The 11,952-nt window shown below is 34.0% G+C and carries 12 protein-coding genes; 11 read left to right on the top strand and 1 reads right to left on the bottom strand.

What is annotated here, in order from left to right:
* The first annotated feature begins 29 nt into the window (after positions 1 to 29).
* The 3 genes from I6760_RS04120 (at position 30) to I6760_RS04110 (ending at position 2,419) form a co-directional block, all read left to right on the top strand.
* The gene (locus I6760_RS04120) at positions 30 to 1,220 is read left to right on the top strand and encodes a MalY/PatB family protein (RefSeq protein WP_196593215.1); all 1,191 of its coding nucleotides are present in this window, start codon (positions 30 to 32) and stop codon (positions 1,218 to 1,220) included.
* Positions 1,213 to 1,596 (top strand): RidA family protein, encoded by a 384-nt coding sequence (locus tag I6760_RS04115; RefSeq protein ID WP_196593214.1) that lies wholly within the window; start codon positions 1,213 to 1,215, stop codon positions 1,594 to 1,596. Before I6760_RS04120 ends, I6760_RS04115 begins: the two co-directional genes overlap by 8 nt.
* A 217-nt stretch (positions 1,597 to 1,813) precedes the next feature.
* A complete protein-coding gene (locus I6760_RS04110; RefSeq protein ID WP_196593213.1) occupies positions 1,814 to 2,419 on the top strand; it encodes a DUF1847 domain-containing protein in 606 nt (201 codons plus the stop codon).
* A gap of 342 nt (positions 2,420 to 2,761) precedes the next feature.
* Here I6760_RS04110 and I6760_RS04105 read toward each other — a convergent pair whose 3' ends face one another.
* Complete coding sequence (locus I6760_RS04105) at positions 2,762 to 2,986, bottom strand: (2Fe-2S)-binding protein (protein ID WP_196593212.1); 225 nt, start codon at positions 2,984 to 2,986, stop codon at positions 2,762 to 2,764.
* Between the two features lie 147 nt (positions 2,987 to 3,133).
* Here I6760_RS04105 and I6760_RS13040 point away from each other — a divergent pair, with 147 nt between their 5' ends.
* The 8 genes from I6760_RS13040 (at position 3,134) to csm3 (ending at position 11,951) form a co-directional block, all read left to right on the top strand.
* Positions 3,134 to 3,253 carry a putative holin-like toxin gene (locus I6760_RS13040; RefSeq protein ID WP_407947288.1) on the top strand — a complete coding sequence of 40 codons (120 nt, stop codon included), beginning with the start codon at positions 3,134 to 3,136 and terminating at the stop codon, positions 3,251 to 3,253.
* A 342-nt stretch (positions 3,254 to 3,595) separates the two neighbouring features.
* Positions 3,596 to 4,210 (top strand): GTP pyrophosphokinase, encoded by a 615-nt coding sequence (locus I6760_RS04100; protein WP_196594759.1) that lies wholly within the window; start codon positions 3,596 to 3,598, stop codon positions 4,208 to 4,210.
* A gap of 16 nt (positions 4,211 to 4,226) precedes the next feature.
* Entirely contained in the window at positions 4,227 to 4,895 is a 669-nt protein-coding gene (locus I6760_RS04095) for a response regulator transcription factor (protein WP_196593211.1), read from the top strand.
* Positions 4,896 to 4,945: 50 nt separating this feature from the next.
* Complete coding sequence (locus tag I6760_RS04090; RefSeq protein WP_196593210.1) at positions 4,946 to 6,217, top strand: sensor histidine kinase; 1,272 nt, start codon at positions 4,946 to 4,948, stop codon at positions 6,215 to 6,217.
* Between the two features lie 158 nt (positions 6,218 to 6,375).
* The gene (locus tag I6760_RS04085; RefSeq protein ID WP_196593209.1) at positions 6,376 to 7,308 is read left to right on the top strand and encodes a GGDEF domain-containing protein; all 933 of its coding nucleotides are present in this window, start codon (positions 6,376 to 6,378) and stop codon (positions 7,306 to 7,308) included.
* A gap of 908 nt (positions 7,309 to 8,216) precedes the next feature.
* Positions 8,217 to 10,853: a type III-A CRISPR-associated protein Cas10/Csm1 gene (cas10, locus tag I6760_RS04080; protein WP_196593208.1), complete on the top strand. Its 2,637-nt coding sequence runs from the start codon at positions 8,217 to 8,219 to the stop codon at positions 10,851 to 10,853.
* On the top strand, positions 10,831 to 11,250 hold the full coding sequence (gene csm2, locus I6760_RS04075; RefSeq protein WP_196593207.1) for a type III-A CRISPR-associated protein Csm2: 420 nt from the start codon (positions 10,831 to 10,833) through the stop codon (positions 11,248 to 11,250). The genes cas10 and csm2 overlap by 23 nt, the downstream gene beginning before the upstream one ends.
* Positions 11,250 to 11,951: a type III-A CRISPR-associated RAMP protein Csm3 gene (gene csm3 / locus I6760_RS04070; protein ID WP_196593206.1), complete on the top strand. Its 702-nt coding sequence runs from the start codon at positions 11,250 to 11,252 to the stop codon at positions 11,949 to 11,951. The genes csm2 and csm3 overlap by 1 nt, the downstream gene beginning before the upstream one ends.
* The last annotated feature ends 1 nt before the right edge of the window (position 11,952 follow it).

Raw genomic sequence — 11,952 nt, 5'->3', positions numbered from 1 at the left:
ATATGTAAGTATATAAAGGAGAAAAAGTTATGTTATATCACAATTTTGACGCAGTTATAGATAGAAAGCATACACAATGTAAAAAATGGGATACATATGGAGAAGATGTCATTCCTATGTGGATAGCAGATACTGATTTTAAATGTCCGGAACCAATTATCAAAGCTGTAAAAAAGCGGGCAGAACACGAAATTTATGGCTATCCCTGCATTGACAGAAGCTATGAAAAAGCAGTCTGCCATTGGCAGAAATGCCGCTTTGGCTGGGATGTACAGCAAGGCTGGGTAGAATATACACCAGCTGTAGTTCCGGCAATTGTTTACGCTATGAAAGCTTTTACAAATCCCGGGGATAATATACTGGTGCAAATGCCAGCCTATCATCCGTTTCATCAAGTTATTCCCCATAATGGAAGATATATTATGCCAAACCTTTTAATTGAAAATACAGATGGTTCTTGGTCAATAAATTGGAAAGATTTAGCAGAAAAATTAGCAAAACCGCGTACTACAATGTTTCTTTTATGCAATCCACATAATCCAACAGGCCGATGTTTTACAAGAAAAGAATTGGAAAAAATAAACGACCTGTGTATAAAAAATCATGTATTTGTCGTATCTGATGAAATTCATTCTGATATTATTTATAAAGGGTTTACGCATATTCCATTTGGCAGTATTTCCCAATCAGCAGCAGATAATAGTATAGTGTGCATAAATCCCAGCAAAACTTTTAACATAGCGGGATTTCGTACGGGAGCTGTTATTATCCCAAACCGTAATAACCATGATAGATTTTACAGTGAATTAGAAAATTTGAAAGCATTTGGACGTAATATTTTTGGAACACTGGCTGTTCAAACTGCTTATACTGAATGTGGATATTATGCAGACCAATTAATGGAATATCTCCAAAACAATTTAGAGTATACACAGGTCTTTTTAAAAGAAAATATACCACAGATAAAATTAGGACAGGTACAGGCAACATATTTACTTTGGCTGGATTGCAGAGATTTGCATATGGAACATGATAAATTAATGGAGTTTTTCTTGAAAAAAGCAAAAGTTGCCTTGAATGATGGGAACACATTCGGTCCAGGGGGAGATAAATTTATGCGTTTTAATATCGCCTGCCCCAAAAGTCAGTTGCAGGAAGCTCTAAAGCGAATGGCAGATGCAGTACAAAATTTAACAAAAGAAGGTATGGATAATGCATAAGACAATATTATCAACAAATAAAGCCCCGGGGGCTATAGGCCCTTATTCTCAGGGAACAAAAGCAAATGGATTTATCTTCATTTCAGGACAATTGCCAATAGATCCTGCTACAGGAAAATTTGCCGGAGATACTATAGAAAAGCAGACCAAACAATCTTTATTGAACATAAAATATATTTTAGAGTCTGAAGGAATATCTTTGGCTGATGTAGTAAAAACAACAGTACTATTGAAAAATATAGCTGATTTTACTGCAATGAATGAAGTTTATGCAGAATTTTTTTCCCAAGAATGTCCGGCTCGTTCCGCTTTTCAGGCAGCAGCACTACCAAAGGATGCTTTAGTAGAAATAGAAGTTATTGCTGCTGAAAAATAATAAATTAAAATACCAATGAGGTTTTCTGGTAAAGCTTTTCATTTATAACATAAAATATGTTATTTCCTCCGTCTATTTTTATAAGGACAACCTCGTTCGTGTTGTAATCCCGAGATTATTATTTTATATAATATTTTGTAAAATCTTTTTGGAATTGAAAAGATAAAATAGTTATTGCGATTTGTATTCATTAGTACAATGTGAAAGGAGAACAAAAATGAAATGCAATTGTGCAGAATGTGCTACACATGCCTGTTATACTAAAGGGGTAAATTGTACTCAAACTGATTTAGAAACTGTCCGCAAAGCATACGATGAGGAAGAATTAAAAATTATGCAGGCAGCAGCCTATGTAGAAGGAACCTTTTACAGTAACATTACCCGTTTACAGGAAACAGCTGAGTTTGCCAAAGCCATGAATTATAAAAAACTTGGAATGGCTTTTTGTATTGGTTTGAATAAAGAAGCACATTATATAGCTAAATATTTTAACAACCAGGGATTTGAATTTTTTAGTGTGTGTTGCAAAAATTGTAGTTTCCCTAAAAAAGAATTAGGATTGAAACAGGTAAAGCCGGAACTAGAACATGAAGCTATGTGCAATCCCAAATTTCAGGCCCGTTTTTTAGAAGAAAACAGTGTTGAACTTTATATTTCCTGTGGGCTATGTGTAGGGCATGATGCTTTATTCAACAAAAGCTGTCCGGGACTTGTTACAACTCTCGTCGTAAAAGACAGACTATTAGCGCATAATCCCCTGGGAGCAGTGTATTCGCGTTATTGGAAAAGAAAGCTTGGCATTATGGACGATGATGAAGTATAAGTAAAATTTTTTACTAAAACTGTTAATAAATTATTATGGTAAACATTATTAAGATAATTAGCAGAAAATTTGTTGTTAAAAAATGCATTTATCCGCCAATATAGTAAAAATGCACCAGAATAGTGGGCTGGAATACAGCCTGCTACTGCTGGAAACGATTTTTTTCTAAGTGCTGACAGAAGCCTGCTTTAAATTTAAAAATAGTATAGTAATAAGATATAAAATTTGAAACAGATTAATACATAAATAAAGACCTCGAATTTCCCAGTTGTGTGAAACAGTCAGGAAACTCGAGGTTTTTGTTTATTGCACTTTTATTTTACTGATATTTATTGTTTAGTATTATTCTGATTGCTGTTTAGCAGCTAATAAAAGTTCCTCTATCTTTGGCGTACAGCGGCGGCCATGACAAGGGCCTGAACCCGCACCCGTTGCCCGCTTAACTTTTTCAACAGTATCTGCTCCGGCTGCGATAGCTTTTTTCATTGCAGCACGATTAATCACTTTACAAAGACAAACTCTTGTCATTTTATCTAAAACCTTTTGTCTTAATGCATCATCATCCATAAAGAACCCCCCTTAGAATTTATATATTTATCCATAATAATCGTTAACTTGGTAAAAAATTTCCTTAAACTATTTTTCTTCTTATGCCTGCTGGCACAATAGATTTAATATTTTGCATATGTTATAATAATCCGCATGGGATAGTTGATGTTTCGGTTTTTCCTCTTTGGAGGAGGTGGTGCTGTGAGTACATTTCAAGTCTTATCCTTAATGATAAGTTTTGGTTTACTTATAGTAGCCATTATTTCATGTACTAAAATGAAATAAACCGACTCACGTTAGCAAGCCGGCTTTCTTTCAAACATGTCATTCGAGGAAAGCCGAGCCGCAACGCATCAACTATCCTTTTCTACATTTAATTATAACATAGATTATTTAAAAATCAATTAGTCCTAGTGTTATATTAATGAAAATAAAATACTCCAATTATAAATAGAAAAATTTTTTATTTTCATTGTTTTATTTTGCGGACACTGTAAATGTACTGAGATCATATATAAAGCAGAAGTATAAAAATTTTGCTGAAAAATATGGTAAAATATAAAAATATAGTAAAAAAACTATAATAAATAATCACTTAGTATGAATATGATCAGAGGTGCAGCAAATATGGATGACAATATATATGGCAAATATGAACCTGTATTAAAAGCAGTTTTGGATAATATAATAAAAAAAATTCAATCTTATAATGAACAAGAAGAAGCAAAAACCGGTGAAATGGCTTATGAACATCTAATATACCGGGTAAAATCATCAGAAAGCATGAAAGAAAAATGCTGTCGCAAAGGACTGGCACCGACGGCTAAGGCCGCTCTTTTTTCTATACATGATGCCATAGGTATTCGCATTGTGTGTCGGTTTATCAAAGACATTTACTTGAACATTGCCTATATAAAGTCTATAAAAGGCTGCCGTGTTATTAAAGAAAAAGATTATATTAAGAACGTCAAAGCAAATGGCTATCGCAGTTATCATATGATTGTTGAACTGACAGAACCGTACGAAGATGTAAAGAAAATAAAACCAGGACATTTTTTTGCGGAGATACAGATACGTACTATTGCCATGGATTCATGGGCCAGCTTGGAACATCAAATGAAATATAAACACGACATAAAAGAACCAAAGATGATAGAAAAAGAATTAAAACGTTGTGCTGATGAGCTGGCAGCATGTGATGTATCCATGCAGACAATTAGAGATTTAATTAATGCAGAATAATAAAGGAGCATGGGAAATGAAAATATTATTAGCAGAAGATGAACATGATATGTCAGCTGCACTAGTGGCGATACTGGCTCACTCCGGTTACGATGTCGATGCAGTATATGATGGAAAAGCCGCACTGGAAAAAGCTGCTGAAAATATGTATGATTGCTTTATTTTCGATGTTATGATGCCGAAAATGGATGGCATTGAGGCTTTAAAAAAATTGCGCAGTATGGGAAATTTGACACCGGCAATTATGTTGACGGCTAAAGCAGAAGTAAATGATAAAGTTACCGGACTTGATGCCGGTGCGGATGATTACCTTACTAAGCCCTTTGCCATGGGAGAACTATTAGCCCGTATCCGTTCCATGACCAGAAGAAACGATTCCTATGCACCGGCAAAACTTTCCATTGGGGCAGTAGACTTGGATATAGAAGAGCAGGAACTATCATGCAGAAATACGATCCGTTTATCAAGTAAAGAAACAAAACTTATGAAATTTTTTATGCTTAATGCCGGAAAAATACTGACTACAGAAGATATTTTTGCCCATGTTTGGAAAGGTGATATAGATGTGGATAAATCTATAGTTTGGGTATATATATCATATTTGCGGGAAAAAATGCATTCCATAGGGGCAAATATTCAAATTACAGGATGTAAAGACCATGAATTTTCCCTGATAGAAAAGTAAAAACTAAGAATTAATATGATAGGTTTTTATATAGTGGGGGATGATAATGGATGAATATGATAAAAAGTCTGCGCTGGAAATTTGTTCTAATTGCTACGGCAGCCGTTATTGCAATTATTGCTGGTGTATTGGGGTTGATCAATACTATTACCTATATACATATGACTGATCAGGTGAATTCGGTTCTTTCCTATATTTCACAAAATAGTGGAAGAATACCAAGAAAAGTGCCTGTTGATGATAGCAGCTGGTTCAATAATACAAATTGGTCGGATGATACGCCGGAATTTTCCTATCAGATACGCTTTTTTAGTGTTATTGTTAATCCTGCTGGTTATGTAAGAGAAATTAATATTAAAAATATTGCAGCTTTTACGGAACATGAAGCAATTGAATATGCCCAGACTACAGTGCAGAAGGGAAAAAACACCGGCTTTTTTAAAAAAGACAGAGCTAGTTATGCCTATATGATTACAAAAAGGAACGATGGAGATTTTTTAATTGTTATTATGGACTGTACACATGATGTAGATGCAGTAAAAGCATTTATGCGGTATTCTCTTCTGGTAGGGATTGCTTGTGTATTATTGTATATTGTCATATTGACAGCATTATCAAAATTGCCACTGAAGCCGTTTATCCGCAACATGGAAAATCAAAAAAGATTTATTACTAATGCCGGGCATGAACTTAAGACACCTATTGCCATAATTTCAACTAATGCAGAAGCAATAGCATTAATTAATGGGAAAAATCAATGGACAGAGAGTATTTTAAAACAAGTTAAGCGGCTGTCTAATCTAATAAACGATTTAGTGATGCTGTCCAAAATGGGAGAACGTTCATATGCAGACCTGAATATTACCAAATTTGACTTGTCAGAAACTATAACAACAATTGTCACATCATTTCAGCAGATGGCAAAAGATCAGGATAAAAAACTTTTTTCAAATATTAAAGCACCGATTTATATCCAGTCAGATGCCAAATGTATATATGAACTTGTTAACATACTTGTAGATAATGCAGTAAAATATTGTGATGATAAAGGGACCATTGACATAATACTCCGACAGAATAAGAAAAAAACAGCAATAATATCTGTTATAAACGATTATGCTGCTGGTGCAAATATTGACTATTCGCGATTTTTCGAACGCTTTTATCGCGGGGATGAATCGCATAACAGCCAAAAAAAAGGTTATGGAATAGGTTTATCCATAGCAGAAGAATTGACAGAACTTATTAACGGAAAAATCAATGTATCATATACGAAAGGGAAAATTATTTTTACGGTAAAAATTAACAATAGTGTATTGTAGACAAAACAAAGGATAATTAACTTATTGATATAAGTTTTTTATAAAATAATGTATTAATTTTGCCAATTTTAAGGATATATGTGGTAGTATACTATAAGAATAATTTTATATAGATTATTCTAAAAGAAAACGAGGATACAGGAGATGCATCATTTTTTATGGTAAGCAGTCATGATGATATGCAAAATATGGTTACGGGGCCTTTTTTAAGTACACTATATACGGGCGTTAGAATAGTACAACCTTTTTCTAGAAAAGTGATTATTGATTATAGTAGGCATAATGTACATCCGTTTAATTGGTGTGGTATTTGTTCTAAGAATAAAGAAAGTCCATGCAAACAAAATTGTTGTATAGCAGAAAAATCGTATATAGAAAAAAGAGTATTACATAAGCTAATAAGACACCGCGACAAATTATGGCTGGCTATTGCTATTCCACTGTTATATAAATCTACTCCTAGTGTATTAGAATTAGTAAAAGATGTAACGGATAGGCTGACTATTCAGGATGATGAGTGTATGGAAAATGAACATAAGAAAATTACCTTATTTCAAGAATTTTTTATGCAAATGAATGATATGATGGTTAAGGATAAATTAACTGGGCTGTATAATAAAAAATATTTGTATAATCGTCTGCCTAGGGATATTAGTGAAGCCATATCAACCAAAAAAACAATGTCAATTTTATTTGTTGATTTGGATAAATTTAAGCTAATAAATGATGATTGTGGGCATATTGAGGGAGATCAACTACTCACTGATGTAGCAAGAATACTTTCTGGGACAATCCGAATAAAAGAAGATTGGGCATGTCGGTTTGGGGGAGATGAATTTATTATTTGTTTAAATAACGTGGGTGAAATAGCAGCATGCCAAATTGCTGAACGTATTCGGCACAGGATATTTCAATTACGCGAAAATGTAAAACCAGGTATTTCAGCATCTATCGGTGTTTATACTATAGATATAAAAAATATAACTAAAAATGTATCAATAGAAGAAATAATAGGCTTGGCAGATAAACAGATGTATATTGCTAAAAATAATGGCGGTAATTGTGTTGCTGTGACTGGTATTGTTGAGTAGTATGTTTTATAGTTATTGCATCAACTTAGGGGGAGATGGGTTTTTATATATAGTATAATTCATATTATACTGGTTAAAATAACTGCCTTTTCATAATGCTTAATGAAATATATTTTTAATAGATGAAACTATATTTTACAGAACTGTTATAATATCGTAATTCAAGATAAACAGGCATGGTTTTCTGTCCGCCCTTCTAAGGGCGGACGAAAGGATCATTTGCATAAATAAATAAGCGATTGACTAAATAGTGTGCAGAAAAAAATATCGCTAATCCTGTATTGTAATTACAGTGATTAGCGATACTTTATATGGATTTATAATTATTAATCGGCAAAATAAGTTTTTCCCGCTACAGTTTTATAATAGATTAGTGGTATTTTACATGGATTTATAATTATTGGCTACAGTTGTTTTATATTTTGTTACGCCAAGACAGATGATTTTCTATCAGCCCGGGATTATGAATAATTGGCTGGTCGGCGAAGTTTTAAATATATACAAGAAACAGGCATGGTTTTCTGTCCGCCCTTAGAAGGGCGGGGGACCATGCACAGCATGGTGGTGGGGTTGCATAGATAGAACACTGGAAATCAGCACGTTGCTGTATTACGGCATTGACAACGGCAAAATAGGTATGATCTTGTTAGGGCTAATGTATTTATTTCTGCTGTACTGTAATTAATATAATATCATAACACTTTCATGCAAAACTATAGAGCCGAAAAAATAGTAAAAAACTTCATAATACAGGTATTATGATACGGAAATGCATGGCTGGCAGGTAAATAAATTTTCTAATTAAAGGATTTTGTATTAAAAAGTGGGAATAATATATAGTGAATAGTTTATATTTTCTTAAAAAAATACATTACTTATAGATTAAATAGTATATAGAAAGGATATATATGGAGAAAATACATAAAATATCATTGGCGGCACTTTTGCATGATTGTGGGAAAATAGTTTATCGCAGCAATGATATAAAACGGGATCATTCGTCATTAGGTACAGAATTATTATCGAAATACTGTAGTGATAAAGAAATATTGCAAGCTGTGAAATACCATCATGGCAGAGCATTGGCACAGGCAAAATTAACTGATGATAATATAGCTTATATTATTTATGAAGCTGATAATATAGCATCTGGATTTGATAGGCGTGACGAAGAAGGTACAGATAAAGCCGGATTTAAAAAATATATTGCTTTAGAAAGTATTTTTGATCATTTGAATGGAGCATGTGCAGATAAAGATAAATCATATCACTATTTGCGGGGGCTTGTACAAAATGAAAAAATTAATTATGGCGTACCAGTAAATGATAATGAAATACAGGCAAGTCGTGATAATTATGCAAAATTATTGAATTGCTTTGAAGAAAATTTACAGTCATTGATGATAAAAGATGGCAATATAACAAAAGATAATTTTATAAACACAACACCGGAACAGTTATTAAAAATAATTGAGGCTATTTGCTCATATATGCCATCAAGCACTATGCAAAAACAAGCCACTGATATTTCTTTATATGACCATGTAAAATTAACAGCGGCAGTTGCCAATGCTATGTATTTATATTTTACAGAAAATAATATTACTGATTATAAGGCAGCTTGTTTTAAAAATAATAAAAACTATCGGCAGAAAAATATGTTTTTGCTGGTGTCTGGGGATATGTCAGGTATACAGGACTTTATTTATACGATAGCTGCTACCGGAGCATTAAAATCATTACGTGGTCGTTCATTTTATCTTGATATGGTATTGGAATATCTTGCCGATGAAATACTGGAAGAATTAGGATTAAATCGCTGTAATCTTATATACACCGGTGGCGGTCATTTCTATTTATTGGCAGCTGATACACAGAAAGTTAAAGAAAAAATGGCTAAGCTGAAAAATAAATGTAATGAATGGTTCTTGCAGAAAACCGGGACAACACTATACTTGGAATTGGGCTGGCAGGAATGCAGTGCTGTTAATTTTATGGTTCCAGATGCATCTGCTATAGATACAGAAGAATATGAACAGATTGGCGAATTGTTTCGTAAGTTAAGCAGTAAATTAAGTAAGCAGAAATTATGCCGCTATGGTAAACAGCAGCTTATACAGATGTTTGATCCGCAAAGTGTGATTAATAAAACGCGTGACGGCAGCAGGGAATGTGGTATATGTCATACTTCATCAACTGACTTAGAGAATTTTCACGGAAGTAATGATAGTAATACTAAGGTTTGTTCATTGTGCAATAAGTTATATGATTTTGGCAAAGAAATTATTTCCGAAGACAAGAACGTGTTTGTTGTTGTGAATGATGATAAAGGATTGCCATTACCATCATGGAATGACATATATAGTCTTCATATAATGGGAAAAAATCGTTTAGCAAGCTATGATCAGGCAAAAATTAAACGCCTATATACGAAAAATGTATTAGAAACAGGTAATCTTTTAGCAACAAATTTATGGGTAGGCGATTATATTGTCCAGTTACAACAGAACAATAGTAAATATCCACAAACAGCTGATTTTGAGTATTTGGCGGAGCAAAGTCAGGGGATTAAACGACTGGGCATATTGCGTGCTGATGTTGACCGACTGGGACAAACGTTTGCTACAGCTTTTCGTGATGAAAAAGGAACGCATTATCTGACATTATCGCGTATGGCAACATTGTCCCGTCAGTTATCACTATTTTTTAAAAAATATATAAATTGTATCTGCAAGGGTAATATTGCTGGGGAAAATGAGCAGGATCAGCCATTGTTTTCATTATGGAATAGGAAAAAAGGTGGCCGGCAGCTGGCTATTGTTTATTCAGGCGGTGATGATGTTTTTGTCGTTGGTGCATGGGATGAAGTATTGGAATTTGCTGTTGACCTGTATCAGGCCTTAAACCGATTTAGTGGTGGGAAAATAACTATATCAGCTGGGATGGCGATGCTGGAACATAATTATCCCATTAGTCAGATGGCTAATATTGCCGGACAATTAGAATCCCTGGCTAAAGACAGTGGGCGTAATCGTATTGCATTGTTAGACAATTTAGAACAAATGGGGATAGAGGATAAGAATAAACAGGCAGTGCATTGTTATGAATGGCCGGTATTTATTGATGAAGTAGTTGGTGAAAAAATATCATTTTTAACGAAATACTTTAAATTTAATACTGAGATTGAAGCGGCTGTATTGGGACAAGGCCATTTGCCAGTGGGCAAGGGACAGCTCTATCGTTTGCTAGAATTTTTACGGGAAAAAATTAATGGCAGTGAGCAAAATCAGGATAAGCCGCAACGCATGAATATAGTTCGTTTTATTTATTGGCTGGCTCGTCTGCAGCCTGATAAAAAAGATGCTGAGGCCGATGCTGATTACCAAAAAGTCCGGGAAAAATTATATGATTGGCTTACGGAAAAAGATTGGCAAAACAGCAGGCAGCTGCTTACAGCATTATTGCTTATAATATATGGATTGCGTGATAAAAATAAAGAAATGGATAATGGGGGCAGAGAAAATGGCACAAAGCATATTAGATGAAGCTAAGCAATTTTTTGACAAGGCAATGGAGATGAGAAAGGATCGACCAATTCCAGCATTAAATACATCAAAATTGCGTAACTTTTTAAATGAGGTTGTAACTATTAGTAACCGTGTAGAAATTTTAAAAGCTAAACGAATACAAAATAATGACAATAGCAATGATTTACCGCAGAATTTGCAAAATTTAGTGGATTTTTTAGATGTTAAATTGATGTATCAAGTAGGTCGTGAAGATAATAAAGGGCCACGGCCGCTAAAAAAATTTTACGAAGCTGGTAATATGGCTAAAAGAATAAATTCTGCCAAGCAGGGAATAACGGAATATAAAAGATTTGCCGATTTAATGGAAGCTGTTGTAGCATTACATAAATATCATGGAGGAAGCGATAAATAATGGAACAAAATAATATAAGGACTTTACAGGCGAAAGTATGTATCAGCGGTGATTTAAAAATATTAACAGGCATGCATATTGGCGGTGGCGGCAATACCTCGGCTATTGGTGCGGTGGATAGTCCTATTATCAGGGATTCTTTAACAAAATGTCCTGTTATTCCAGGCAGTTCCATAAAGGGTAAAATGAGAACATTATTGGCTAAGCTTTATGATAAAAGAGGCATCGGTGTATTGGGGGAACCTGATAAAGATGATGAAGTAGTAAAGCGGCTTTTTGGTTCGAGTGAGCCAATACAGCCAGCCCGTTTACAATTTTTTGATTTATCTATGCAAGAGGAAAGCAAAGAAAGTATTGAAAAAATGGATACTGATCTTTACCTTACGGAAGTTAAATTTGAAAATACAATAAATCGTTTAACAGCACAGGCAAATCCACGCCAGATTGAACGGGTTCCCGCTGGCGCAGTATTTTCCTTTAAACTTATCTATAATTTAGAAAGTATGGCTGAATATGAAGAAGATATAAAAGGATTACAGCAAGCCATTTTATTGTTAGAAGATGACTATATTGGCAGTCATGGTTCGCGTGGATATGGCAGAATAGAAATAGATAACTTACAGGTGGATATACCAATAAAACGCGATGATGTAAGTATTGATAAGGAGAAAATAGCGGCAATTTTAAAAGGTGGTAGATAAT

The organism is Pectinatus sottacetonis (assembly GCF_015732155.1).
In the GTDB taxonomy this organism is placed as follows: Bacteria; Bacillota; Negativicutes; order Selenomonadales; family Selenomonadaceae; genus Pectinatus; species Pectinatus sottacetonis.
Note: the sequence above shows the minus strand (reverse complement) of the source record. Positions and strands in the feature narration are given on the sequence as shown.

What these genes read in the sequence shown, in the direction of transcription:
- I6760_RS04120 (WP_196593215.1), top strand. Translation starts at nt 30, where the DNA reads ATGTTATATCACAATTTTGACGCAGTTATAGATAGAAAGCATACACAA.
- I6760_RS04115 (WP_196593214.1), top strand. Translation starts at nt 1,213, where the DNA reads ATGCATAAGACAATATTATCAACAAATAAAGCCCCGGGGGCTATAGGC.
- I6760_RS04110 (WP_196593213.1), top strand. Translation starts at nt 1,814, where the DNA reads ATGAAATGCAATTGTGCAGAATGTGCTACACATGCCTGTTATACTAAA.
- I6760_RS04105 (WP_196593212.1), bottom strand. Translation starts at nt 2,986, where the DNA reads ATGGATGATGATGCATTAAGACAAAAGGTTTTAGATAAAATGACAAGA.
- I6760_RS13040 (WP_407947288.1), top strand. Translation starts at nt 3,134, where the DNA reads ATGTTTCGGTTTTTCCTCTTTGGAGGAGGTGGTGCTGTGAGTACATTT.
- I6760_RS04100 (WP_196594759.1), top strand. Translation starts at nt 3,596, where the DNA reads ATGGATGACAATATATATGGCAAATATGAACCTGTATTAAAAGCAGTT.
- I6760_RS04095 (WP_196593211.1), top strand. Translation starts at nt 4,227, where the DNA reads ATGAAAATATTATTAGCAGAAGATGAACATGATATGTCAGCTGCACTA.
- I6760_RS04090 (WP_196593210.1), top strand. Translation starts at nt 4,946, where the DNA reads ATGAATATGATAAAAAGTCTGCGCTGGAAATTTGTTCTAATTGCTACG.
- I6760_RS04085 (WP_196593209.1), top strand. Translation starts at nt 6,376, where the DNA reads ATGGTAAGCAGTCATGATGATATGCAAAATATGGTTACGGGGCCTTTT.
- cas10 (WP_196593208.1), top strand. Translation starts at nt 8,217, where the DNA reads ATGGAGAAAATACATAAAATATCATTGGCGGCACTTTTGCATGATTGT.
- csm2 (WP_196593207.1), top strand. Translation starts at nt 10,831, where the DNA reads ATGGCACAAAGCATATTAGATGAAGCTAAGCAATTTTTTGACAAGGCA.
- csm3 (WP_196593206.1), top strand. Translation starts at nt 11,250, where the DNA reads ATGGAACAAAATAATATAAGGACTTTACAGGCGAAAGTATGTATCAGC.